The sequence below is a fragment of the Pontibacter toksunensis genome, assembly GCF_042686245.1.
Taxonomy (GTDB): Bacteria; Bacteroidota; Bacteroidia; order Cytophagales; family Hymenobacteraceae; genus Pontibacter; species Pontibacter toksunensis.
Genome location: NZ_JBHUOX010000026.1, coordinates 1 through 24,959 on the forward strand (window position 1 = coordinate 1; position 24,959 = coordinate 24,959).

General features: G+C 49.3%; 23 protein-coding genes. 13 read left to right on the forward strand and 10 right to left on the reverse strand.

What is annotated here, in order from left to right; genetic code table 11:
- Positions 1–116 precede the first annotated feature (116 nt).
- Positions 117–563 (reverse strand): hypothetical protein, encoded by a 447-nt coding sequence (locus ACFS7Z_RS22930; protein ID WP_377490174.1) that lies wholly within the window; start codon positions 561–563, stop codon positions 117–119.
- Between the two features lie 337 nt (positions 564–900).
- Here ACFS7Z_RS22930 and ACFS7Z_RS22935 point away from each other — a divergent pair, with 337 nt between their 5' ends.
- Positions 901–1,881, forward strand: coding sequence for a radical SAM protein (locus ACFS7Z_RS22935; protein ID WP_377490177.1), 981 nt, complete (start codon positions 901–903; stop codon positions 1,879–1,881).
- Between the two features lie 187 nt (positions 1,882–2,068).
- On the forward strand, positions 2,069–2,593 hold the full coding sequence (locus tag ACFS7Z_RS22940) for a gamma carbonic anhydrase family protein (protein WP_377490180.1): 525 nt from the start codon (positions 2,069–2,071) through the stop codon (positions 2,591–2,593).
- On the opposite strand, the gene ACFS7Z_RS22945 is transcribed toward ACFS7Z_RS22940, so the two are convergent.
- From ACFS7Z_RS22945 to ACFS7Z_RS22955, 3 genes are all read right to left on the reverse strand, one after another.
- Positions 2,590–3,045 (reverse strand): hemerythrin domain-containing protein, encoded by a 456-nt coding sequence (locus tag ACFS7Z_RS22945; RefSeq protein ID WP_377490183.1) that lies wholly within the window; start codon positions 3,043–3,045, stop codon positions 2,590–2,592. The genes ACFS7Z_RS22940 and ACFS7Z_RS22945 overlap by 4 nt on opposite strands.
- Entirely contained in the window at positions 3,046–4,371 is a 1,326-nt protein-coding gene (locus ACFS7Z_RS22950; RefSeq protein ID WP_377490186.1) for a hemolysin family protein, read from the reverse strand. It lies immediately after the preceding gene.
- Between the two features lie 210 nt (positions 4,372–4,581).
- Positions 4,582–4,893, reverse strand: coding sequence for a hypothetical protein (locus ACFS7Z_RS22955; RefSeq protein WP_377490189.1), 312 nt, complete (start codon positions 4,891–4,893; stop codon positions 4,582–4,584).
- A 566-nt stretch (positions 4,894–5,459) separates the two neighbouring features.
- Here ACFS7Z_RS22955 and ACFS7Z_RS22960 point away from each other — a divergent pair.
- Entirely contained in the window at positions 5,460–7,670 is a 2,211-nt protein-coding gene (locus tag ACFS7Z_RS22960) for a protein-disulfide reductase DsbD family protein (RefSeq protein ID WP_377490192.1), read from the forward strand.
- Between the two features lie 51 nt (positions 7,671–7,721).
- Here the strand turns inward: ACFS7Z_RS22960 and ACFS7Z_RS22965 are convergent, their stop codons facing one another.
- From ACFS7Z_RS22965 to ACFS7Z_RS22975, 3 genes are all read right to left on the reverse strand, one after another.
- Positions 7,722–8,270 (reverse strand): GNAT family N-acetyltransferase, encoded by a 549-nt coding sequence (locus ACFS7Z_RS22965; protein WP_377490195.1) that lies wholly within the window; start codon positions 8,268–8,270, stop codon positions 7,722–7,724.
- A 149-nt stretch (positions 8,271–8,419) separates the two neighbouring features.
- A complete protein-coding gene (gene aspS, locus ACFS7Z_RS22970; protein WP_377490198.1) occupies positions 8,420–10,177 on the reverse strand; it encodes an aspartate--tRNA ligase in 1,758 nt (585 codons plus the stop codon).
- A gap of 69 nt (positions 10,178–10,246) precedes the next feature.
- On the reverse strand, positions 10,247–11,146 hold the full coding sequence (locus ACFS7Z_RS22975; RefSeq protein WP_377490201.1) for a glycerophosphodiester phosphodiesterase: 900 nt from the start codon (positions 11,144–11,146) through the stop codon (positions 10,247–10,249).
- A gap of 83 nt (positions 11,147–11,229) precedes the next feature.
- Here ACFS7Z_RS22975 and ACFS7Z_RS22980 point away from each other — a divergent pair, with 83 nt between their 5' ends.
- Entirely contained in the window at positions 11,230–12,864 is a 1,635-nt protein-coding gene (locus ACFS7Z_RS22980) for a glycosyltransferase family 39 protein (RefSeq protein WP_377490204.1), read from the forward strand.
- Positions 12,865–12,869: 5 nt separating this feature from the next.
- On the opposite strand, the gene ACFS7Z_RS22985 is transcribed toward ACFS7Z_RS22980, so the two are convergent.
- Complete coding sequence (locus ACFS7Z_RS22985) at positions 12,870–13,265, reverse strand: GtrA family protein (protein ID WP_377490207.1); 396 nt, start codon at positions 13,263–13,265, stop codon at positions 12,870–12,872.
- 483 nt (positions 13,266–13,748) lie between these two features.
- A complete protein-coding gene (locus tag ACFS7Z_RS22990; RefSeq protein WP_377490210.1) occupies positions 13,749–14,195 on the reverse strand; it encodes a hypothetical protein in 447 nt (148 codons plus the stop codon).
- A gap of 274 nt (positions 14,196–14,469) precedes the next feature.
- Between ACFS7Z_RS22990 and ACFS7Z_RS22995 the strand changes: the two genes are divergently transcribed.
- From ACFS7Z_RS22995 to ACFS7Z_RS23035, 9 genes are all read left to right on the forward strand, one after another.
- Positions 14,470–15,021 carry a hypothetical protein gene (locus tag ACFS7Z_RS22995; RefSeq protein WP_377490213.1) on the forward strand — a complete coding sequence of 184 codons (552 nt, stop codon included), beginning with the start codon at positions 14,470–14,472 and terminating at the stop codon, positions 15,019–15,021.
- A 338-nt stretch (positions 15,022–15,359) separates the two neighbouring features.
- On the forward strand, positions 15,360–15,731 hold the full coding sequence (locus ACFS7Z_RS23000; protein WP_377490216.1) for an energy transducer TonB: 372 nt from the start codon (positions 15,360–15,362) through the stop codon (positions 15,729–15,731).
- A gap of 197 nt (positions 15,732–15,928) precedes the next feature.
- Positions 15,929–16,384: a nucleoside deaminase gene (locus ACFS7Z_RS23005; RefSeq protein ID WP_377490219.1), complete on the forward strand. Its 456-nt coding sequence runs from the start codon at positions 15,929–15,931 to the stop codon at positions 16,382–16,384.
- Positions 16,385–16,459: 75 nt separating this feature from the next.
- Positions 16,460–17,065, forward strand: coding sequence for a superoxide dismutase (locus ACFS7Z_RS23010; protein ID WP_377490222.1), 606 nt, complete (start codon positions 16,460–16,462; stop codon positions 17,063–17,065).
- Positions 17,066–17,216: 151 nt separating this feature from the next.
- On the forward strand, positions 17,217–19,664 hold the full coding sequence (locus tag ACFS7Z_RS23015) for a DUF2339 domain-containing protein (RefSeq protein ID WP_377490225.1): 2,448 nt from the start codon (positions 17,217–17,219) through the stop codon (positions 19,662–19,664).
- Complete coding sequence (locus ACFS7Z_RS23020; protein WP_377490228.1) at positions 19,654–20,520, forward strand: hypothetical protein; 867 nt, start codon at positions 19,654–19,656, stop codon at positions 20,518–20,520. The genes ACFS7Z_RS23015 and ACFS7Z_RS23020 overlap by 11 nt, the downstream gene beginning before the upstream one ends.
- Positions 20,521–21,130: 610 nt before the next feature.
- Positions 21,131–22,870, forward strand: a complete 1,740-nt coding sequence (locus tag ACFS7Z_RS23025) for a GMC oxidoreductase (protein ID WP_377490231.1) — start codon at positions 21,131–21,133, stop codon at positions 22,868–22,870.
- Between the two features lie 10 nt (positions 22,871–22,880).
- The gene (locus tag ACFS7Z_RS23030; RefSeq protein ID WP_377490234.1) at positions 22,881–23,555 is read left to right on the forward strand and encodes a gluconate 2-dehydrogenase subunit 3 family protein; all 675 of its coding nucleotides are present in this window, start codon (positions 22,881–22,883) and stop codon (positions 23,553–23,555) included.
- Between the two features lie 80 nt (positions 23,556–23,635).
- On the forward strand, positions 23,636–24,406 hold the full coding sequence (locus tag ACFS7Z_RS23035) for a 3-keto-disaccharide hydrolase (protein ID WP_377490237.1): 771 nt from the start codon (positions 23,636–23,638) through the stop codon (positions 24,404–24,406).
- A gap of 150 nt (positions 24,407–24,556) precedes the next feature.
- Here the strand turns inward: ACFS7Z_RS23035 and ACFS7Z_RS23040 are convergent, their stop codons facing one another.
- Positions 24,557–24,733 (reverse strand): hypothetical protein, encoded by a 177-nt coding sequence (locus ACFS7Z_RS23040; protein WP_377490240.1) that lies wholly within the window; start codon positions 24,731–24,733, stop codon positions 24,557–24,559.
- Positions 24,734–24,959: the final 226 nt, after the last annotated feature.

The following is a 24,959-nucleotide window of genomic DNA, read 5'->3' on the forward strand; positions in this document are numbered from 1 at the left end:
CAATGCTCGACTACTACAGGAAAGTAGCTCCACAACTTAACGAACCGCTGTATGCGAGACCCGCTTGTACAGTGGTGTGAGAGGCGCACCCCGTCAGTTAACGCTGGCGGGGCCGTCTACTCGATTGTGGGCTGCATTTTTTTCTTCTCAGTATATTGGTTGCTCAAAATAGCTATTAGAAAGACTACTTGATTTAGAAAAAATAACCAGTCGGTCAAACTGGTTACCAGTGAGTACTCTTCCCATCGACTCGTGGATATTAGTTGGTGTTCTTTAAAGAACAGCCAGTTAAAAACGCTCATGAAGAGTATTGGCAAGATTGACAATAAAGCATGAAGCCAAAAATACCACTCTCTTATAGATTGCCTCGGCACATATCCATATACCAGGGCGACCAAAATGAAAAATACAGGATAGGAAAAAGTCCCCCATAGTGGAATGTTAGATTCAATTGCTGTATGCCATCCTGGAATCACACCAGTGGCATAGTATTCATAGGTCAACAGTAATTGGAGTATAGAAACTGCTGCAATTCCTATAAAAATTTTCTGCCTGATATTCATTTACAAGTAAGATGCTTTTAATTGATGTGACCCACAACTAGCAGCTAAACGGAGTTATTCGGCTTATCTGCACTATAACTGGAGTTGTTAGAGCTTCTTCAAAGACTTCTTTCGGATTAAACTTCTCTCGCATCATGTAATCTATATCTTAGTTTATTAATATAAGAAAATTTACAAGATTCAGTGTCTCCTGGCACTATATTCCCGCACATAACCTTCTAGCTTATCGTGATGAAAAAGGTTTATAACAACCTCAGAAAAGGTTCTATAGCCAGCTTAGCAGTAGAAAAGGTGAAGAAACTGGCTGATTCTGCCTGTTGCCCCTTATCTTTGCTTTATGCGCCTGACCTCGAAACCTGTGCTTTGTAACTACTACGTTACCTACCGCTGTAACGCAAAGTGCTCGTTCTGCGACATCTGGGAAAAGCCATCTCCTTATATAACACTGGAGGATGTGGCCCAAAACCTGAAGGACCTGAAGCGGCTGGGGGTACAGGTAATAGATTTTACAGGGGGAGAACCGCTGCTGCACCGCCAGATAGACAAAATGCTGGGCATGGCGCACGACATGGGCTTCATCACCACCCTCACCACCAACGGCATGCTGTATCCAAAATTGGCCGAACGGTTGAAAGGCAAGGTAGACATGCTGCACTTCTCCCTCGATTCATCGGAGAAAGAGGCGCATGACAAAGGCCGCGGTGTAGCCTGTTACGACTTTGTGATGGAGTCTATTGCCATCGCCAAGCAACTGGGCGAGCGCCCTGATATCCTGTTTACCGTGTTCAGGAGCAATCTGCATGAGCTGGAGGAGGTATATCAGAAGATTGTGCTCCCAAACAAGCTGCTACTTATTATAAACCCGGCTTTTGAGTACAATGCCGTAGATACCGGGGAGCAACTGACAGCGGAGGAACTCACTTACCTGGCTACCTTCGGAAAGCGCAGAAGTGTGTACCTGAACGATGGTTTTGTGCAGCTCCGCCGGGACGGGGGCAACCATATAGCAGATCCGATCTGCAAGGCTGCCAGCACCACACTGGTTATTTCACCGGAAAACGAATTGGTGCTGCCCTGTTACCACCTCGGCTCAAAATCATACCCTATCAACGGAAAGTTGTATGAGTTGTACAGGTCTCAGGAGGTGGAGGAGCTGAAGCGGCAGGAGGGAAGGTTGCCGGAGTGCGAAGGCTGCACCATTAACTGCTACATGCAGCCCAGCTTTGCCGTAGAAATAAACAAATACTTCTGGAAAGCGCTGCCCAGCACTCTCAAGTACAACTACATGAAAGGCACCTGGAAAAGGCTTTTTGCTTAATTGTTAAATGGTTGTATTGTTAAATTGTTGTTCGGCATAATGGAATGAATGCAACAGTCGCTTCGAAGGGAGGCTGACAGTATAAATAATAAGTGTTGGGAGTTTTTAATTAACCATTTAACAACTAAGCCATCTAACCATCCAGATAAGCCATCTGTGCTATATTAGTCATTCAAAATTGAAAAAGATGCCAGTTATACTTCCGGTTAAGGGTGTAAAGCCGCAAATGGGCGAAGGGTGCTTTATAGCCGAAAATGCCACTATAGTAGGCGATGTGATTTTAGGAAGCGAGTGCTCTGTCTGGTTTAACGCCGTGATTCGGGGAGATGTGAACAGCATCCGCATCGGGAACAAATCGAACATACAGGATGGGGCTGTTATTCATTGCACCTATCAGAAGGCCGCCACCACTATCGGCAGTAACGTATCTATCGGCCACAATGCCATTGTGCACGGCTGCACCGTGGAAGACAACGTGCTGATTGGAATGGGAGCTATTGTAATGGATAAGGCAGTAGTGCAGCAGAACTGTATTGTGGCCGCTGGTGCCATTGTGTTGGAAAACACCGTGTGCGAGTCCGGGTGGATTTATGCGGGCATTCCGGCGAAGAAAGTGAAGCAGCTGAGCCCGGAGCAGGTGGAAGGCCTAGATAAGGTAGCCAACAACTACGTGATGTACAGCGGCTGGTTTACAGGCAGAGACCTGGCTTAGGCTAAGTGGTGCTTTACCTGTTTCTCTAAGCGTTGCAGCTCATCTTTAGGTAACTCTTGCTGCATTTGCTCAAAGAATACGCGTTCTTCCTGCCTTATGTGCTGCTCTAAAAGCTGCCCCACCTCATGGAGTTTATCAGGCAGTGCTGTGTCTGTAGCCTCTGGAAGCGCCTGTATCAGTTGTTCCAGTTGCCGGTGTTCTGCCTGTAGCTGCCTGGCCTGCTGCGCCAGGATGTCAGAGGCGGTAATGGCCAGCGCAAAAACAGTGGTTTCTTCCAGTTGAAAATGGGGCTGCAGGTGCTCTTTGTAGAACTGTAGCACATACTCCCGTTTGGCAGTGGCGGTGGTGGGCATGCCTTTATAGGGCGGGGCACCGTGTTGCAGCAGCCTGGCAGTGAGCAGGCCGCCGTGGTGCTGCCGCGAGATTGGAACAAGGCTTTGGTGGCGCTTCATTTATTTATCATCGCCTTCTTTGCCCTGCAGCATATCCTGCCTCACCTTGAATAGCACCCATTCCACACGCCTTTCTGATTTCTCCAGCACACGCACCTCGTACTCGTTAAAGTTGGTTACCTCATTCAGGTTTTCAGGTATCTGGCCGTAGATTACATTCATCAGACCACCTACGGTTTCGTAGTCTTCGCCTTCGGGCAGCGGGTATGGCAGGAAATCATTGGCATCAGAAATGGTGGCAGAGCCGCTCACCTTAAAGTCAAAATCATCGACTTTCTGCACGATAGGCACCTCCTCATCATACTCGTCCTGTATCTCACCCACCAGCTCTTCAATAATGTCTTCGATGGTCACAATGCCCGACACGCCACCAAACTCATCTGTGGCAATGGCCATGTGCATGTGGCGGCGTTGGAACTGCTTCAGCAGCAGGTTTATTTTCTTTGTTTCCGGTACAAAGTAGGCCGGGCGCATGAGCTTCTCTATCACGATGGGTTCCCCGCGGCGCACAATGCTCAGAATGTCCTTTACATACAGTATGCCTACAATGTTATCGATGTTGCCGTTGTACACAGGCAGGCGCGAAAATCCTTCATTGAAGATGAGTTCCATTAGTTCCTGCTCTGTAATTTTCACATCAACGGCTGTCACTCTTGTGCGCGGCACCAGAATCTGCTTCACCATGCGCTCGTTAAACTCAAACACATTCTCAATCAGCTCGTGATGCGCATCCAGGATGGCACCACTCTCCACGCTCTGCTCAAACAGCAGCCTGAGTTCTTCTGCTGAATGCACCTCAGCACCATGCACAGGCTGTATACCCAGTGCACGCAGCACTAAGTTGGCTAAGCCATTGAGTAACCAGATAAACGGGCTGAACACAATGTAGAAGAAACGGAGCGGAAAAGCCACGGCCAGCGCGGTGGATTCAGAACGCTGTATGGCCAGCGATTTAGGGGCAAGTTCACCAAACACAATGTGCAGCACCGTAATAATGGCGAAAGACACAGGTAAAGCAATCTGGTGCGCCAGTTCTTCGCTGCCCCTGAAGCCGAAGAATTCCATTACGTTGATCACGATTTGGGATACTACGCTTTCTCCAATCCAACCCAGGCCCAGGGAGGCGAGGGTAATTCCTAACTGTGTGGCCGAAAGGTAGGCATCCAGGTGCGCCAGCATGTTCTGCGTAAGTTTGGCCATGGTGTTGCCTGCCTGCGCCCGCAACTCAATCTGTGAGGAACGAACCTTTACGATGGCAAACTCAGCTGCAACAAAAAAACCATTTAAAAGAACCAGGAATATGGTAAGCAGTATATCAAAAGCCATAGAGAGTTTTTGCTGTTATGTACCAGCAAAGCTGTAAAATTAATTAAAATACGTGCTTTTGCTAGAAGGGTATGAGCTGCTGCTGCTGAGACCTGTTCATTATAGCCCCTACAGGCAGTACAAGGGCTTTAAATATACATCTTCTGAAATGCCACCAAAACAAAAAGGTGCCGCAAAGCACCTTTTTGTTTTTTCAGACATGTAAAAATATCAGGAGCGCATGTGCGCCGGGGTAGCCTTTGCGGTGCTGAACAACTCGCTGGCGTTTTCCTGGGACAGGCGGTGCAGGAATATCTTCCTTGCCTCTGACTCAGGTATTATTTTGTATGCGTTTGTGGCAAGTTCATCCAGAAAAGGATTGCAGAAAGAGTAGATATACTCATCAGAAAAAGTCCGGTAGACAATATGGAAGTTGTGCTTCTCATCGCGCACCAACTTAATGGCCTTGAAAACATTCTCGAACGTCTTGCCACACTCGGTTCGAAGAGTGAAATCAACATAGCTTTGTAAAGTTTCTTCCATGTTCTGAAGTATTGTATTATGGTTTGTCTGATGTAAATATTACAAGATGTTTTGATAATAAATTCACATGGTTTCAGTAAAACCCTAATTTATCCGTAGATGTATCCTGTCTAATGGTAGAGCTGCTTTTAAATCATGTGAAAATTTTGGCTTGGTATCTATTACGGAAATTATTTAACTATGTTTATTTTATAATATATTAATTTATAAATATATAGAAGGGATTGCACGATGTTTTTCAGGCTTAGTTGCTGTAGGCAGACAATAATCAAGTTTAAGAACAGTAGGAGGTGCTTAGGGTAGAGCTGAACCAGGAAAAGTTGGACTACCTGTAGAGTGAGAATTTATTCAGGAAGATGGAGTGAAAAGTGAAAGAAGCCATTTGCACCCACTGCAGCGGTTTTATGTGCCCGAACAGGTAACGTTAGGCGCTTATTCGTTGTTGTTTATCCGACAGCCGAAGTATCGGGTGCAGGATCAGTGCAAAAATGCCTATTTTTGTCTGAGTTATGATGCTGGTATGTCCAAGCTAAAGCTGTACCGGAATTATTTGCGAACCAACCCTGATGAAGAATAGAAAAAAAATAGTGAAGCAACTGGCTGCCACCTGGCTGCTTCTGTTGATTGCTGTGATAGCGCAGGCGCAGGTGCTAAAACCTGCTACCTGGAGCTATGACGTCTCTAAAAAGCAGGTGGCTGTGGGGGAGGAGGTAGACCTGATTTTCAATGTCCGCATCGATAAAGACTGGTACCTCTACTCCTCTGACTTTGACCCAGACCTGGGGCCGATGGTAACCGAGTTCGATTTTCAGAAGCACCCGTCCTATGAGCTGGAGGGAAAGATAAAGCCCATCAACCCAAAAAAGAAATACGACGACATCTGGGAGGGAGAGTATACTTACTTTACCGGCACGGCGCAGTTCCGCCAGAAAATACGCGTGCTGCAGCCCGACCTACTGGTGAAGGGCGGCTATGAGTATCAGGTTTGCACGGACGTAGACGGCCGCTGTATTCCCTTCGACGATACCTTCACTTTTACAGACAAACAGATAGCCATTACGGCTGCTGCCACTCCTGCTGCTCAGCCCGCGAATAAGGTGCCTGTAAAAGTAGAGCAGAATAATCAGGAACAAAAGCCCGCTCAGCCTACACAAGAGCCAGCCGGTTCCCAGGCAGCAGCCATTGAAGATACTGCTACCACACCAGTTAGTACTGAGTCACTTACAGTAATGCCGGACCTTGGCGCAACACCATATGAGGCTGGTGTAAAAGAAGTGCCTGCTGCTATCTCTGAGCCGGCGCCTGATACCGAAGCAGACGGCTTATGGGCATTTATGCTGATTGCCTTTGGCTCCGGGCTCGTTGCGCTGCTGACGCCTTGTGTATTCCCAATGGTGCCTATGACGGTAAGCTTCTTTACCGGTAGCAGTGGCAGCAGAGGGCAGGCTATTCTCAAAGCGTTGGTCTACGGTTTGTCTATTATCGCCATCTACACTATTATCGGTACGGTGGTGGCCAAACTCTTTGGGGCCGATGGCGCTAACTTTCTCAGTACACACTGGCTGCCTAACCTGCTATTCTTCTTTGTTTTCCTCCTGTTTGCCATGTCCTTCTTTGGCATGTTCGAGATAACGTTGCCCAACTCATGGCTTAATAAAGTAGATGCCCAGGCCGATAGAGGTGGCTGGATTGGCGTTTTCTTTATGGCGTTTACGCTAGCCCTTGTTTCCTTTTCCTGCACAGGTCCTATTGTAGGCAGTATATTGGTAGCCTCGGCAGGAGGCGAAACCATACGCCCTGTAGTAGGTATGTTTGGCTTTTCGCTGGCTTTTGCGCTGCCTTTTACGTTGTTCGCTGTTTTCCCGTCGTGGCTCAGCAGCCTGCCTAAGTCGGGCGGGTGGCTGAACTCTGTGAAGGTGGTGCTGGGGTTTATAGAGCTGGCACTGGCACTCAAGTTCCTGAGTGTAGCAGACCAGGTATACCACTGGGGCATTTTGGATCGGGAAGTATACCTGGCTCTCTGGATAATCATTTTTACGCTGATGGGCTTTTACCTGCTGGGCAAGCTCAGGTTCTCGCATGATTCTGAGCTGGAGTACATCAGCGTGCCGCGCCTTTTCCTGGCAATCGCCACCTTTGCCTTCGTTATATACCTCATACCAGGCATGTTTGGTGCGCCACTTAAAGCGCTGGCCGGTTACCTGCCACCGCAGACCACCCAGGACTTCGACCTGAACGTTATCACGCAACGAGGAGGAAATGCTGCTTCAGAGGCTAACCAGCTGTGTGAGCCGCCAAAGTATGCTGATTTCCTGCACCTCCCACACGGCCTGAAAGGTTACTTTGACCTGGAGCAGGCAAAACGATGTGCTGCGGAGCAGAACAAGCCTATTTTTATAGACTTTACAGGACACGGCTGCGTGAATTGCCGCGAGATGGAGCAGAATGTATGGTCTGACCCAGCAGTGCTGCAGCGCCTGCGCGAGAACTATATTATAGCCGCGCTTTATGTAGATGAAAAAACCGAACTGCCTGAAGCAGATTGGTATACCAGCAGCTACGACAGTAAAGTGAAAAAGACAATCGGGAAGCAATACGCCGACTATCAGATTTCAAAGTTCAATGTGAATGCACAGCCTTATTATGTATTGATGGATGCGCAGGAGAATGTGCTGGTAAAGCCTATTGCCTACGACCTGAAGGTAGAGAACTTTGTGAACTTCCTGGATGCTGGTGTTGCATCTTATAAGGCGAGGCATACTGTAGCAAAGCAGTAGATAATTAGATTTAGTGCATCATCTTTAATACCGGATACTTGTGCCGCTTCGCTACAGGTTCAGCGTCATGATGATGCTTTCGCTGTAGTCTACCTGGTCTTCGGGAGCTACATCTGGTTGCTTACCTTCCACTTTAAAGCCAGCTTTCTGGTATAGCCGCACTGCGCTTTTGTTAGCTCTTTGCACTTGCAGGCAAAGCACCTGCAACTGGTGGTTCTGGCGGGCCCATGCTAAAGCCTCACGTAACATAAGGGAGCCTAAGCCCTTGTTCTGATACGCCTGCAGAATTCCCATAGTAATCAATCCTGATTGTTCTTCATACTCATCTCCACTGCCGGTTAAGTCGAGGTTGCCGATAACTGCACCATTGTGCAGGGCCAGCAGCAGCAGGCTGTTCGGGTTCTGTCGCAGCTCCTTTATCCACGCTGCTTCATCAGCCACTGTGTTCTCCAGTTCATCAGGGGCCACAATCAGGTACCTGCTCGTGAGCACATACTCCCGGACGGTTTCCAGCAAAGCCTCTGAATCGGCCACTGTTCCCTCCCGAATCAGGACTTTCTCACCTGTTTTCAACTCATACTCCTGCGCTGCTACCTTCACTTGTTCAGATAAGAAATGTTAAAACTCAATTTTGACTTAATTTATTGTGTTGAAAAATACCCACCCCTAATCCCCCGGAGGAGAGACTAAGGGTGGGTTTCTGTAATCTTGTATTTATTAATTTTTAAGCTCCCTGTACACTCAGCTGTTTAAGAAGGCAGATTCTTCATGCGGATATGCAGTTCATCTAACTGCTGCTCCGAAATTGGAGACGGGGCATCTATCATCACGTCGCGGCCCGAGTTGTTTTTCGGGAAAGCAATGAAATCGCGGATAGAGTCTGCACCACCAAAGAGCGAGCAAAGTCTGTCGAAGCCAAAGGCGATACCACCATGCGGCGGCGCCCCATACTCAAACGCGTTCATCAGGAAGCCAAACTGCGCCTCTGCCTCTTCAGTGGAGAAACCCAGCAGGCGGAACATCTGCTCCTGCAGCCTGCGGTCGTGGATACGGATAGAGCCGCCTCCTACTTCCACCCCGTTGATTACCATATCATAGGCATTGGCGCGAATGTCGCCCGGACGGTCATCAATTAATTCCAGGTCTTCCGGCTTTGGCGAAGTGAACGGGTGATGCATGGCATGGTAGCGCTGCGTCTCCTCGTCCCACTCCAGTAGGGGGAAATCCACTACCCACAGCGGCGAGAAAACGTTCTTGTCGCGCAGGCCAAGGCGCTCACCCATCTCCAGGCGAAGCTCGTTTAGGGCCTTACGTGTTTTATCAGCGTTACCGGCTAAAATCAGTAACAGGTCGCCAGGCTTGGCATCGAAGGCAGCACCCCATGCCGCCAGGTCTTCCGCTGTAAAGAACTTATCTACCGATGACTTGATGCTGCCATCTTCGTTCACGCGGGCATACACCAGGCCTGTAGCGCCAATCTGCGGACGCTTCACAAAGTCCGTCAGTTCGTCGAGTTGCTTGCGGGTGTAGGAGGCAGCGCCTTTCGCGTTGATGCCCACTACCAGTTCAGCGCTATCAAAAACAGGGAACCCTTTTTGCTTTGCCAGCTCGTTCAGTTCCACAAAGCGCATGTCGAAACGCGTGTCTGGTTTGTCAGAGCCGTAGAACTTCATGGTATCGGCGTACGTCATGCGCGGCAGCTTTTCGATATGAATGCCTTTTACTGCTGCAAACATATGCTTCATGAATCCTTCAAAAGTATTCAAAATGTCTTCCTGCGTCACAAACGACATCTCGCAGTCTATCTGCGTGAACTCCGGCTGGCGGTCAGCGCGAAGGTCCTCATCGCGGAAGCACTTCACAATCTGGAAATACTTATCGAAGCCAGACACCATCAGCAGCTGCTTAAACGTTTGCGGCGACTGTGGCAGTGCATAGAATTCACCAGGGTTCATACGGCTGGGCACTACAAAGTCGCGGGCACCTTCCGGCGTAGACTTAATCAGCACCGGCGTCTCTACCTCTATAAAGTAATGGCTGTCTAAATAGTTGCGGGCTTCGCGCATCATGCGATGGCGCAACTCGAGGTTGCGGCGCACAGGGGCACGGCGCAGGTCGAGGTAGCGGTACCGCATGCGCAGGTCGTCACCACCATCAGTCTCATCCTCAATCATGAAGGGAGGCAGCTTGGAAGGGTTCAGCACTTCCAGCTTCGTCATCTTCACTTCTATATCGCCGGTAGGTATTTTATCGTTCCTGGAGAAGCGCTCTATCACTCTTCCTGTTGCGCGCACCACATACTCCCGTCCCAAATCGCGGGCCTGCTCAATTACGGCAGGAGGAGTAACTCCTTCTTCAAAGGAGAGCTGTGTGATGCCGTAGCGATCGCGAAGGTCTACCCACACCATACCGCCTTTGTCGCGCAGGCGCTGTACCCAACCTGTCAAGGTTACCTCTTCGTTTACATTGTCAAGGCGGAGCTCGCCGCAAGTATGTGTTCTGAGCATAGTATTTAATGGATGAATGTGTTCGTGCAAAGGTACTAATTTGTAAGCATCTATAAATTCAAAGATGTGTTAGTCGAGCATCCGGCGCATAGCGGCCACATCGTTTACCTGTATGGCATCGGGCTCCATGGCGATCATTTTAGAGATGCGGGAGTTAGACTTGCCACCAAAGAGCACCACCAGCAGCCCTTTTTGCTTTGCTTCCCGCACCTGCTCCGGGCTCACATCCCGGCCATTGGCGCAGATACCCTGAAAGCCGTGGGCCAGTACCGTCTGCATTGCCTGCTCATAATTGCCGCCCGTGTCTATGATTAAAACTGCGTCCGGCTCCACTTCTCTGAAAGCGTCCAGGAAATCAGGGTTCGGAGAGATAAAGGCTAGTTTCTGCAGTGGGTAGTTGTACTGGTGCAACAGCGCCAGAAGCGTTTCGGCATAGTAAGCGTAGCGGGAGGCATCGTGGTTGCGCAGGTCAATGTGCAGGTACGGCTTTTCCGGGTAAGAGCTGAACAGTTGCAGCAGCTCTTCCAGCTTTATTATTTTCTCATCATGAAACAGGTCGTACGGAAAGCCGCCTTTGTAGGCCAGCCCGACTACTTCGGCTGCCTGCATGTTGTCAATGGTATCCGGTTCAGGCCACACGGTCATCGACACCAGTGTTACATCGTGGTACAAGACCGGAACACCGTCTTTTGTCAGCTGCACATCCACCTCCAGGCCATCTGCCCCGTCCTCCATCGCCTTCACGATAGAGGTCCTGCTGTTTGGCGGCAGCGGGTTGAAGGGGTTGAGTGGGGAGAAGAAGGCGGAGCCGGCATGCCCCAGCAGCAGCACCTCAGCATCTTTATGCCTGGAGGCATAGTATAAGTGAAGCCCTGATAAAACAAGCACACCCAGGCCAGCCAACAGCAAAACCAGTTTGGGTATAAGCTTTAGCCGCCTCTTCTTTGCCTGTTTTACAGCATGCATCATGTCTCTTCTTCAGATTAAAAAGACGAAGTTAACACCAATTATTTTTAATTCCCCTTAAATTTGTGCAGTACTACGTTAGCCACATGCCAAGCTCTACGAAAACAACTGCCGGTACAGGCCCTGCAAAGGATGCTTCGTTGCCGGGGCAGGGAACAAACCAATACCTCGTTCCGCTATCCTTTATCTTGCTAATTGCCCTGCTGATACGCATGGTAGCTGCTTTTTACTCAAAAGGATTTGCCTTTAGCGATGACCATTTTGATGTCATCACGGTTGCGCAGGGCTGGTTAGACGAGCTGCCGGTTTGGCTGAACGAGCCGATGCCGCCACGCCACAGCATGCTGTACGCGCTCGTGCATTATGGCATTTTCTATGTGCTGGAGGCGATGGGCATTTTCAGCCCGGAAACAAAAATGATAGTGGTGCGGGTGCTGCACGGGCTGTATTCCCTGCTGGTAGTGTACTTTGGCTATAAAATCACGGAGCTGCTCTCAAACAAAATGAACGCCAGGCTGGTGGGGCTGATGCTGGCACTGATTTGGTTCATGCCGTTCATGAGCGTGCGCAACCTGGTAGAGATGGTGTGCATACCGCCCTACCTCGCAGCCTTTTACCTGATGGTGAAGCAGGACAAGGCAGAACGGAGGCGGGTGATGCCGTATTTTTGGGCTGGCGCCTTGTTTGCCCTTGCCTTTACTATACGCTACCACACGGTATTGTTCGGAGCTGGTGCCGGGCTGGTGCTGCTCTACCGCCGCCAGTGGCGCGAAGCAGTGGCCGTTTTAATCGGGTTTGCCGTGGCCGCCTTCCTGGTGCAGGGAGTCATCGACATTATCTTCTTCGATTATCCTTTCCACTCTGTAGTAGCCTACTTTCTTTATAACTCGGAGAATGCAGAGAATTTCAGCACAGGGCCTGTTTACCGCTTTGCCCTGACTGTGCTGGGGTTCCTCGTGCCTCCGGTCAGTGTATTCCTGGTGCTGGGATACGCCCGCACCGCCAAAATGGCTCCGAAGCTGTTCTGGGCGGGATTACTGTTCTTTGTAGCCCATTCCCTGTTCCCGAACAAGCAGGAGCGCTTCATACTTCCCTTGTTTCCGCTGATCATGATTCTGGGCGTTATCGGGTGGCAGCAGTTTGTACAGACCTCTACGTTCTGGCGTCGCCGCAGAAAGTTGTTGGCGTGGAGCTGGGGCTTTTTCTGGGCGCTGAACATACTGGCTACGGTAGGTATGGCCTTTACCTATACGAAGAAGAGCCGCGTGGCTCCGCTGGTGTACCTCTCTGAAAAACCTGACTTGGACGGTATTGTGCTGGAGTTCGGAAACCACAGTGTTAAGAAGCCGCCTCTCTTTTACCTGGGCCACATGAGCGCCGAGTACGATAAGTATATAGAAGATAAGCACCTGGTGTGGCAGGAGTACCTGCAGGGGCAAAAGCAGTTGCCTTCCGATTTTGTGATGGCCTACACGCTCAACGAAGACAAAACCCCGCAGGAACTGCAGCAGGAGATAAGCGCTTCTGCCTATAAACCGGATTACGTGGTAGTAGTGGGTAGTGATGACCTGGAGGAACGCAAAGCACGGCTCCTAAGCCTATTCCCGAATCTGAAGCTGGAGCATACCATCACCCCCTCACTTTACGACCAGGTGCTGCACCTGCTGAATCCGCGCGTGCACAAAGACGAGCATGTGCAGATTTACCAGATACTGCCCTAGCAGCCTTACCTGGAGAAGGTATAAAGGTAATTAATCGAGAAGTTCCAGAAGAACACGACCACAATTGCGCCAAATTTAGCTATGTAGAAGTTGAGTCTGGCGCGGTCTGTTAGCAGGTACACAATAAAGTTATTGAGCAGCAGGCCTATCACGGCCACAAACAGAAACTTAGAGAACTGCCAGCCTATCTCTGGATCAGCGCTATGGAACGTCCAGATACGGTTGAGGTAATAGTTGCTGACACTGGCTACCAAAAAACCCAGGCTGTTGGCTACATACTTGTTCCATTGCAGCCGCTCTTTTGCCACATACGTGATACCAAAATCCAGCACCAGGCCAGAAAAGCCCACCACTCCAAACTTAAGAAACTTAAAAAACAGGCTTTGTATACTATCGGTCATCAACCCTGGCATTACACTGCATTTGAGCCCTTTAAACAAGGTCCACTTTGGCAGAAGCTGCAAAAGTAGCAGACTTCCGGCAAGCCACCAAGTTTCAGGTTATTAGCGGCACGTGAGTTTTTCGAATGAACATTCACGAGCATCGAGGTAGAACAGGTTTGGGTTTATAGTAGATGAAAAGCCTGTTAAAGCTGGCACAATACAGATAGTATATATACAGTGAGCTAGCGGTTAATACAAAGCATTACTGGTAACTGAACACTCTCTGTAGTAGGGCACGCTTACTTTAGGAGGTACGTTTTGCCTTTCCATACCAACAACCACAAGCTTCTTAAAAAAGAAGCCATCCCTCAGACACAAACACCAGAGCAACATGCTATGGTGTTTGTGTCTGAGGGATGGCTTAGATACTGCCATCTTTAGCAGCACCTTCTTCTGTACCAAGTTTTGCGTACTGTGTCCTGATACTTTTGTTTTGTGTCTTTACTTAAATAAGCCTCCTAACTTACCGCCGATGCCTTTGGTAATGGAGTCCTTTATGCCGCCGCCTATCAGGCTGCTCATGATGTCGGATTGGCCCATGCCCTCCGAGGTTACTTTGCTGGAGAACCTGTTCATGATAAAGGTCATCACAAACGGGGCTATCTGGTTGGCGATGGATGCTGGAATTCCAAGCTTAGTAGTCAGGTCACCGACATAGCGCTGGATGGCGCTGTTTACGGCTGAGCTTTCAGTGGCTCCTTTGTTGCCTTTCAGCACATCCATAATGCCGCCAAAGTCGCCGCTACTGGCCCGGTTCTTCATCTCATCCATCAGGTTGTCCTTTGCCAGGTCTACTGATTTATTCGCTTTCTCAGGCTCCAGGTTGTACTTGCTCTGCAGCTCGCCTGTCAGCTGCCCCTTCATGTTGTTGATAATATCTGCAAACATAGTTTTATATAGTTTAAATGGCTTTTAGTTAAAACAGCGCTTTGCCAGATGTAACACTCACTCCCTCACTGCCCGCCCAACGGGCTGACAGTGAGGGTTGCAGTACACCTTATATGCCCTACTTTATTTAACGTTAATAACCCGCAGAAGATATTTCACACACAATGGGAGGTGCCTGTGCTGTATCAGGGACTTTGGCAAAATAATTGCACCTACAGGAATTTGGGCTGTTTGGCCTATAATTTTATTAGCTTTGCCAACTGAATTTTTAAGTATGCGATATTTAGCCTTTTTAGCCATTCTTTTTGTTGCAGGCGTTGCTTTCGCCCAGCCGAAACTGAAAAAAGTGAACATTACGAAGGAGCTAAGCGTGCTGCTGCCGCAGGACTTCTCACCAATGCCTGACGATGGAATTGCCCGCCGGTACCCTGCCACTACAAAGCCACTGGCCGTTTTCACCAGCCCGAATGGCCTGGTTGACTTCAGTGTCACGCAGAAAGTTTCCCAGTTCAGGGCACAGGACCTGAAAATGATGAAAGAGTTTTACAAGGCTGCTTTGCTGGAAAGGCACTCGAAAATTGATTTCATTCGTGATGAGGTGACGCAGATTAACGGCAAAGACCACATCGTTTTTGAATATGTGTCGTCTGTGGAAGATGAGCGTAAGAGTAGCAATCTGGCACCGGTGCAGAAGTACAGCATGGTGCAGTACGCTATCTCTGACAGGCAAATGATGATCTTCACGTTCCATGCACCCTTTCAGCTAAAGAACGAATGGCAGCAACCTGCCCGTGAAATCATGAGTTCTATTAAAATCAAAAAGTAGGAATACAGTCAGTTATACTCCCAAAGCCTCTCCTTTTCAGGAGGGGCTTTGTGTTTTAAAGAAACATTATCCAACTGTCAGACATATCTTTATATTAATCTTACCGTTAGTTCTTTATCAACAAAGGACCTCTGAACCCACATATGCCTAAAATGATGAAATCATCTCTGCTTCTTTCCCTTCTGCTCCTTTTGCTGGCTGGCACACCGTCTGTTCTCTAGGCACAAAGTGCTACCTCATCCACAACAAAGGCAGAAGCTGTTGTTGCTGCAGATGAAGGAACAGCGCCTGAGTTTCCGGGAGGACGGGAAGCGATGCTACAGTTCCTGGCAAAGAACATGAAGTATCCTACCCGAGCCCAGTTAACTAAAACGGAAGGGCTTGTTATGATGCAGGTGACGATAGATGAAGCTGGCAAGCTAAAAGAGGTAAAGGCGGCATATTCAGACAGTCCCCTTCTTGAAACAGAACCAATGCGGGTACTCAAACAAATGACCACATGGGAGCCTGCCAAAAGCAAAGGCGTTCCTGTTGCCTCCACTTACCTGTTTCCTTTTATGTTTGACATGACTGGAGAGGGAGGAAGCGACAAAGAGTCACTGAAAGCTAAATGCATCAATTTTACCCAAAGCATCCCGGCCAGCGCTCCGGGCCAGCCTCTTTTTGTTTCGGAAGAAGTTACTGTAACCGGCTACGGTGTAGTAAAGTAAATTGCCGCTGGCGTTTTAACACAATTGGCTGCCACTGCCCCTGCTTTTTGATTCGAATCCCTTTTGCCCTAAATTTGCGGAGATGGGACACGTACTCTATCTGCCTTAGTCTTTTCCAGGCATAGCCCACTGGTACATATTGCCCCTCACTTACATTAGTGGCCGGTCATAAACCGGCTCCACCTAAACAGGTATTTATGGCAACAGACTTTTTATCTATATACAGCGACGAGAACTTCATGCAGCAGGCGTACGTGCAGGCACAACAGGCATTTGCCGAAGGCGAAGTTCCGATTGGTGCTGTGATTGTATCCAATAACCGCGTTATAGCCAAAGCTTATAACCAGACTGAGAAACTGAACGATGTGACGGCTCATGCCGAGATGCTGGCCTTTACCGCTGCATCTGAGTACCTGGGCAACAAATACCTACACGACTGTACCTTGTATGTAACGGTGGAACCATGCATTATGTGTGCCGGCGCCAGCTACTGGGCACAGCTGAAGCGGGTGGTGTTCGGGGCACCGGAGCCTAAGCGCGGTTACCGGCGGGTGGGGAACCTCCTGCACCCCAAAACGGAGATGGTCAGCGGGATTATGGCGCAGGAGTGTGCCGACCTCATGGCCTCTTTCTTTGCGGCTAAAAGAAATTAACTAACTTTGAAACGAAGCCGTACACTTATAACAAGTGTACAAGCACTATTTTTCAACCAAAACCTATATAAAACTATGGCTTTCGAACTTCCGAACCTACCTTACGATTACAGCGCACTGGAGCCGCACATCGATGCGCGCACCATGGAAATCCATCATACTAAGCACCACCAGGCTTATACCAACAACCTGAACAATGCCATACAAGGCACTAACATGGAAGGTAAGTCTATTGAAGAGATACTTAAAAACGTTGGTGGCAACACAGCCGTGCGCAACAACGGCGGTGGTTACTATAACCACAACCTGTTCTGGACAATTATGTCGCCGAACGGTGGTGGTCAGCCATCCGGCGAACTGGCCGATGCCATCAACAGCGCCTTCGGCTCTTTCGATTCTTTTAAAGAGGAGTTCAACAAGGCTGCTGCTACCCGCTTCGGCTCTGGCTGGGCCTGGCTATGCGTAGATAACGGTAAGCTGAGCGTATGCTCCACTGCTAACCAGGACTCTCCTATCATGAACATCGACCAGGCTTGCGACGGACAGCCAATTCTTGGTCTGGACGTGTGGGAGCACGCCTACTACCTGAACTACCAAAACCGTCGCCCTGACTACATCAGCGCCTTCTGGAACGTGGTGAATTGGGATGAGGTAACACGCCGCTACAACGAAGCAAAGTAGCATTTTAGACTTAAGATTTCAGACACAAGAGTAACTGTGTAGACAGTACAGAAGCCCTGCCGGAAACGGTGGGGCTTTTTGCTGCCAGGCTTTGCTTGTTTTGAAAGCAGGTTAATATTTGTAATATTAAGTACGCCAAGCTTAAACAAACATGGAAGTTACGCTGCTCCTGCTCTTGATAGTATTAGTCCTTTGGTTTGCCAACAGGCATTCTGACAGGCTAAGAGACAATAGCATGGAGCTACAAAACCTGAGGGAAGAAATACACCATCTGCGGGAGCAACTGGAAAAGCAACCTCCCAAAGCAGCAGGTCCTGCCGTGGCCAGGCCTGAAGTTACCAAAGAAAGTGTAGAAGAAGTAAAACAGAGGCTCCGCCCTACGCCACCTCCTGTACAGGCCCCTCCTGTTCCAGAACCTGCTGCGCCTGAACAGCCACATTATACACCTGAGCCAGGATTCGCTCCGAGACCCGAACCTGTCGCTGCCTTTCAGGCTCCTCCGGAAGAGGCTCCGGTGTATGGGAAGGCTCCTGCACCATCCTTCTTCCAGCGCAACCCGGATTGGGAGAAGTTTATAGGCGAAAACCTCATCAATAAATTAGGCATTGCCATACTCGTGCTCGGCATCGGCTTTTTTGTGAAATACGCCATAGACCAGGAATGGATAAATGAGGTAGGCAGGGTAGCCATAGGTATACTGGCAGGTGGCCTGTTGCTGGGCATCGCACACCGGCTCCGGAAATCGTACCAGGCGTTCAGCTCTGTGCTGATTGGCGGCGGACTGGCTATTTTATATTTCACTATCGCCATTGCCTTTCATGAGTATGCGCTTTTCAGCCAGACCGTGGCTTTTATCCTTATGGTCGGCATCACAGGCTTCACTATTTTCCTGTCGATGGCTTATAACCGCCTGGAACTGGCGGTGCTGGCCCTGATAGGAGGCTTTGGCAGCCCGTTTATGGTGAGTACGGGAGAGGGCAACTATACCGTGCTCTTCACTTTTGTGCTGATACTGAACCTGGGCATACTGGTGCTGGCTTATTTCAAGAAGTGGAACCTGCTCAACATCATTGCTTACATCTTTACAGTCATCCTCTACGGAGGCTGGCTCGGCACGCGTGTGGTGGGTGTGGCAGAGCCGCCCTACATCGGAGCGCTGGTGTTCGCGACGCTGTTTTACCTGGTGTTCTTCGGTATGAACATCATCAACAACTTAAAAGAGCAGCGCCGCTTTACAGGTCCGGAGTTCATGATGCTGCTCAGCAACACGTTCTTTTATTATGCCGCTGGTATGTTTATACTGCATCATGTGGCTGATGGCGCTTATAAAGGCCTGTTCACTGTGGTGCTGGCGGTATTTAACTTTGTATTTGCTTACCTGCTGTACCAGAACCGGACAACAGACCGCAACCTGGTGTACCTGCTCATAGGGCTGGTGCTCACCTTTCTGAGCCTGGCAGCGCCGGTGCAGCTGGAAGGAAACTACATCACGCTGTTCTGGGCGCTGGAGGCAGTGCTGCTGATCTGGCTGTCGCAGAAGTCCCGTATAGGGCTCATACGGGTTGCTTCCGTAGCTGTGCTGGTGCTTATGTTCCTCAGCCTTATCATCGACTGGCGAATCTATTCGTTCACAGATGTGGCAGTTGCCTTGGAGTTGCCTGTCATCTTCAACAAAATCTTTATCACAGGTATGGTGGTAGTGGCAGCCCTGGCGGCTACAAACCGGCTGTTGAAGCAGGAACAGGAAAATATAATGGTGACAATGCTGAATGCCGGTACATACAAGGCAATAGTTAAAACCGCTCTATTTGCTACGCTGTACCTGGTGCTGCTCTTTGAACTGCACTACCAGCTCATCTATTCTACCGCCACCTATGGCACACGCGCATGCATACTGGCCTCCTACAACTATGTTTACCTGTTGGGGCTGATGCTCTGGGCCATTGGCCAGCCGAACACAGAAATTAAAAAGGGAGCGGCGGTAGTGGCTGCCTTTGGTGCTGTTATGTACCTGTTAGTGCTGCACCCGATTGTGGTTGAAAGCCGCAACGCCTACTTACAGGGTGCTGCTGATGCTAAAGCAGATTTATGGTGGCACTACCTGCCGTTGCTGCTGGTGCTGCTAGTAGTGGTGCTGTTTCTGCGGGTGGTGTGGCAACAGTACGGTTTTACGCATAAATTGGGGAAATTCAGCCTATGGTTTTCCAGCTTTGTAGTGGTCTTTCTGGCGAGTGCCGAACTGGAGCACCTGTCGCTGTTAAGTTTTTATCAGCGAGATCTGCCGCTTGAGGCGCAACTCTCCCAGATACGCAAAATTGGTTTCCCGATACTCTGGGGCCTTAGCTCCTTTGTGCTGATGATGGTCGGGATGAGGCATAAGGTGAAGACGCTGCGCGTGATATCGCTCACCTTGTTTTTCCTGACGCTGCTCAAGCTGTTCCTGTTCGACATACGCGGCATTTCAGAGGGAGGCAAGATTGCGGCATTTATCTGCCTGGGTGTGCTGCTGCTGGTAGTGTCTTTCATGTATCAGAAGCTGAAAAACTTAATTCTGGAGGATGATTCGCTCACTGATAAAACGGCCACTGATGCAGGCTAAACTCCTGCTCTTACTCCTGTGCTTAAGCTGCACGGTAGCAAGGGCGCAGCAAAGCTACGAGTGGCGCGCTACTATACCAGCCCCTGCGCAGGATGGCTACCACAGTATTCTGCTTCTGCCTGAGGTAACAGGCCGCCTGCGCCCTGACCTGGCAGACATCAGGGTGTACAACGCAGCGCAGCAGGAAATTCCCTACCTGCTGCGGAAAGGAGAAGGTTATACAGCCATTCCCGTACTAAACTTTACCCGCACCGACAGCGCTGCCACAAAACAGACTTTCATCAACCTGCAGTTTACACAGCCCACTTACCCGGAGAAACTGGAGCTTCAAATTAGTTCTCCTGACTTATACCTCCGGAAGGGCCAGGTAATTCTGGGGAAGCCTGCTGTTGAGAACAGGAAGAAGCGGAGGCCTGACAAACCGCAAGCGGTGCGGAAATTTTTTACTATCAGTTCTACTGAACCAGCCACTATTGAATTGCCCCGGCAACAGGTGCAGGAACTGACGCTCATTATAGAAAACGAAGACAACCAGCCTTTGAAGATAGCAGGCATAAAAGTCCTGCAAATCAACCACTACCTCATCGCCGACCTTCAACCCAATGAGGACTACACCTTACGTTTTTGCAACAAAGCTGCTACCACGCCCGAATATGACCTGCAGTTTTTTCGTGACAGCATCCCGGATGATCTCCCTGTGCTTTCAGTTACAAACATCAGCGCTGCAGATGATGGAAAACAGCCCAAACGCCCTGTATCAAAAACTATAATGTGGGCAGCAATCAGTATTGTCGTAATAGGTTTAGGTTACATGACAGTACGCCTGCTAAACGATATGAATCGGGAAAAGAAGTAGCACTCTCCGTATCGGCTCCCGCTCTAAATTAACTTAAAGTATTACACTCCAGCTAAAATATCTGATTACTCGGCTATACAAGTTTTGTCAGTTCGAAGGAAAAACGATTCCAGTTTTTCTGAGAGGCGCCTTGTAGATGTTCCGGTGCTGAGCTTGCTCAGCAGCCCGCAGCGGAGCGAGGGCAGGTTCAGCTACACAGCGCTGAACAGGAAAACGCGCCCCCGCGGGAGTGGAGCGCACGTAGCAAACGATGGAAAAGGCTGTTCATGAGTCACTGGATAAGCCACAACTACGGTAGGTAAGCCCAAAGATCAGAACTCTTAGGCTCAAGTTGAACATTGCTATTTAATGCTTTTTTAGGTGCCAGCTAATACTGAAGAATTACCTTCAAACGAGGGCAGCTACTAAGAAACCGAGTAAAGAATGAATAGAGCGAAGAAAGTAAAGAGAGATTTAGCTTGTAGGAAATAACAAATAATCCGTTGCACTTCACACACTAAATGTGTATCATAGCAGTAGCAAGTGGCTAATCTGACAGAAGAGGCGGTAATATTTAAAACCATAGCACTTGATATCGCTTATCCTTTAACCCTCGATTCACACCCTGTTTATGGCAGATTTCCAAATCAAAGAAGAGCCAAAGCAATACGATGCTGTTATAGTTGGCTCTGGCGCCGGTGGTGGCATGGCTGCATACGTACTCGCTAATGCCGGCCTGAAAGTATGCCTGCTCGAAGCTGGCCCTATGTATGACCCTGCCACCGACTCCGCACAACTGAAGAACCCTTGGGACTCGCCGAGGAGAGGCGCGAGCACCAAGTTCCGGCCTTTTGGCGATTTTGACGGCTGCTACTGGGGTTGGGAAATAGACGGAGAACCTTACACCAAGGCCGAAGGAACCGAATGGGACTGGTGGCGCGCGCGCATGTTGGGCGGCAGAACCAACCACTGGGGCAGAATATCGCTTCGCTTCGGACCAAAAGACTTCAAGCACAGAAGCATTGACGGCTTGGGGGAAGACTGGCCGATTGGTTATGAAGACGTAAAACCCTACTATGATAAGCTAGACAGACTAGTCGGTGTATTCGGCACCAACGAAGGGCTGGAGAATGAGCCGGACGGTATTTTCCTGCCGCCGCCCCTGCCGCGCCTGCACGAGCTGAAAATAAAGAAAGCAGCCAATGGTATTGGCGTTCCTGTCATTCCTTCCCGTCTGTCTATCCTCACCAAAAAAATTAACGACGAGCGCGGGCAGTGTTTTTACTGCGCCCAGTGCGGCCGTAGCTGTAAAGTATACGCTGATTTCTCCTCTGGCTCCTGCTTGGTAAAGCCTGCCGTGGCCACCGGAAACGTGGATGTGGTGCCGAACGCTATGGCGCGTGAAGTAACCACCAACTCAGAGGGCTTGGCAACGGGTGTGTCTTATGTGAATAAGGATGACATGCTGGACTACCAGGTAAACGGAAGAGTGGTGATATTGGCCGCAAGTGCCTGTGAAAGCGCGCGCCTGTTGCTTAATTCTGTTTCCCGGCGCCACCCGAATGGCTTAGCCAACTCTAGCGATGTTGTAGGGAAATACCTGCATGACTCTACTGGAGCATCGGTAAGTGGCGTGTTGCCCGAACTGATGGGCCGCAAGCGCTACAACGAAGATGGTGTGGGAGGAATGCATGTGTACTCGCCCTGGTGGCTGGATAATAAGAAGCTGGACTTCCCGCGGGGATATCATATAGAATACTGGGGTGGTATGCAGCAGCCGGCTTACGGTTTTGGCTGGGGTATCGAAAGCCTGAATGGTAAACTCCAGGTGAATGGCAGCACCAAGGAGGCGGGCGGCTACGGTAAATCCCTCAAAGAAGACTATCGTTTCATGTATGGCGCTGGTGTCGGGATGGCTGGTAGGGGAGAAGCGATAGCGTTTGAGAGCAACTACTGCGAAATAGACCCCAATGTGGTTGACAAGTATGGCATTCCGGTGTTGCGGTTCAATGTGAAGTATTCTGATTACGAGATTAACCAGGCGAAACACATGAACCAGACATTCAAGGAGATTCTGCATGAGATGGGTGCCATTATCACTTCAGGTGGCGATGCAGGGCCGCATAATAACTGGGGCCTTGCAGCACCTGGTAAAATTATACATGAAGCAGGTACTGTGCGGATGGGCAATGACCCAAAGAAGTCGGTATTGAACAAATGGAGCCAGGCACACGACTGCAAGAACCTGTTCTGCGTAGATGGCGGTCAGTTTGTGTCGCAGGGTGATAAGAACATCACCTGGACCATCATGGCGCTGTCTATGCGGGCATCTGAGTACATTGTGGATGAAATGAAAAGGCAAAATATCTAAGCAGCATCTTATGGATAGAAGAGAATCACTCAAAGCCATTGTGGTCGGTACCGTTTCTTCAGCGCTTCTTCTGGAGTCCTGCGACACCAAAAAAGAGGAGCATGTTGCGCAGGTATTAGAGGCGCCAGAGTCCTCTCCGGGAGATGGCCGCATGCCCGAAGAGATAGAACGTTTAAAATTAATCACGTCAAAGAACTTCTTTACGGAGCAGGAGATGGCAACGATAGCGGTGCTGTCTGATATTATAATTCCGGCGGACGACGTGAGTGGCAGCGCAACAGATGCCGGCGTACCTGACTTTATAGAGTTTATTGTGAAAGATAAGCCGGAGTTCCAGACGCCTATGCGCAATGGCCTCAAGTGGCTAGATATCGAGTCTCTGAACCGTTTCGAAAAGCCTTTCCGCGAACTTCAGGAAAGACAGCAGCTAAACATTGTGGACGCCATAGCTTACCCTGAAAGAGCAGCTCCGGAAATGAAAAAAGGAGTGGCTTTCTTTAGCCTGATGCGTAACCTGACTGCCACCGGCTTCTTTACCTCCGAAATGGGCGTAAAGGATATTGGCTATATGGGCAATCGTCCAAACCAGTGGAATGGAGTACCAGCGGAGGTTTTAAGAGAGCACAACCTGGCTTATACAGAAAAAGAACTGCGGGAGTGCGTGACTTTTGAACGGGACGTATAAAACCGGAATAAATTAGGTTAGGTATTAGCAGGTAATCAGTTTAGAGAACTATAGACATATAACTAATTATCAAAAGAAAGATGAATAACAAAGTTGTATTGACAGCCCTGCTAGCGGGTAGTTTTTTTATGGCACAGGCACAGCAAAAAGCAAAACCAGAAGATACCGAAGTTTGGGAACCAGTACCTAAGAAGGTACAGCCAGGCGAGGTGCGCATTGAGGCACCATCAGATGCAACCATCTTGTTTGACGGGAAAAACCTGGACCAATGGGTAAGCACCCAGGATCGGAGCAAGCCGGCACAATGGAAGGTGTCAGATGGTGTGATAACCGTGAACAAAGCAACGGGAAACATCGAAACTAAAAAAGAGTTCACAGATTACCAGCTTCACCTGGAGTACCTGATTCCGGAGAACATTAACCTGGAGGGACAGTCGCGGGGCAACAGTGGTATTTTCCTGGCCTCCACAGGCAAAGGCGATGCTGGCTACGAACTGCAGGTACTGGACTCCTATAACAACAAAACCTATGTAAACGGTATGGCTGGTAGTATTTATAAGCAGTATGTGCCGTTAGCAAACCCTACTAAAAAGCCCGGCGAATGGCAGAGCTATGATATTTTCTGGAAGGCACCTACCTTCAAAGCGGATGGTTCTGTAGAAACTCCTGCGCGTGTAACTGTTCTGCTGAACGGCGTGCTTGTTCAGAACAATGTGGAGCTGCAGGGGCCAACGCAGTATATCGGGAAGCCGTCTTATAAGTCGCACGGTCCAGCACCTATCAAGCTACAGGCGCATGGTGATAAGAGTGAGCCCATCAGTTTCCGCAACATCTGGATAAGAGAGTTGTAACAAGAAGGTTGCGTAAGATTCAAAAAGCCCTCTCCCTCGGCAGCAAGAAGATAAAACTTCAGCCAGGGGAGAGGGCTTTTATTTTTATCACGGAAGTATAATCCAACCTGCTTTCCTATTCCTCCTATGGCTTTAACTCCTGAAGAAGTACTACAACGCCATGTCATGGTAGGTAGTGGTATCCGGATCCTGTGTGATGGCTGTATCTATTTCTATTTCCGTACCCGCTTCTACCTGTTCTGTCGTCCTGTCATCTTCCTCATTTCCACAGGCTGTAAATGCAGCTAAAGCGTATGCCACGAGTGTTATAGTTAATACCTTTTTCATAACCTGGCTTCTTTTGAGTGTAAAATATTGTGCTCCTTACTGATGTTACGCAGTATGAGGATAGAGGTGGGTAAGTTCTGGTAAAGCACACCTATGCCTTCGCTCGGCTCCGGCGAATGTCGCAGTCTTTAGCTAGAGGATTGAACAGAAGGAAATCAACTTTATAAAAGCAAAAGCGGCTGCCCCATCTGGAGCAACCGCTTTTGCTTTTGAATAAAAATAAGTC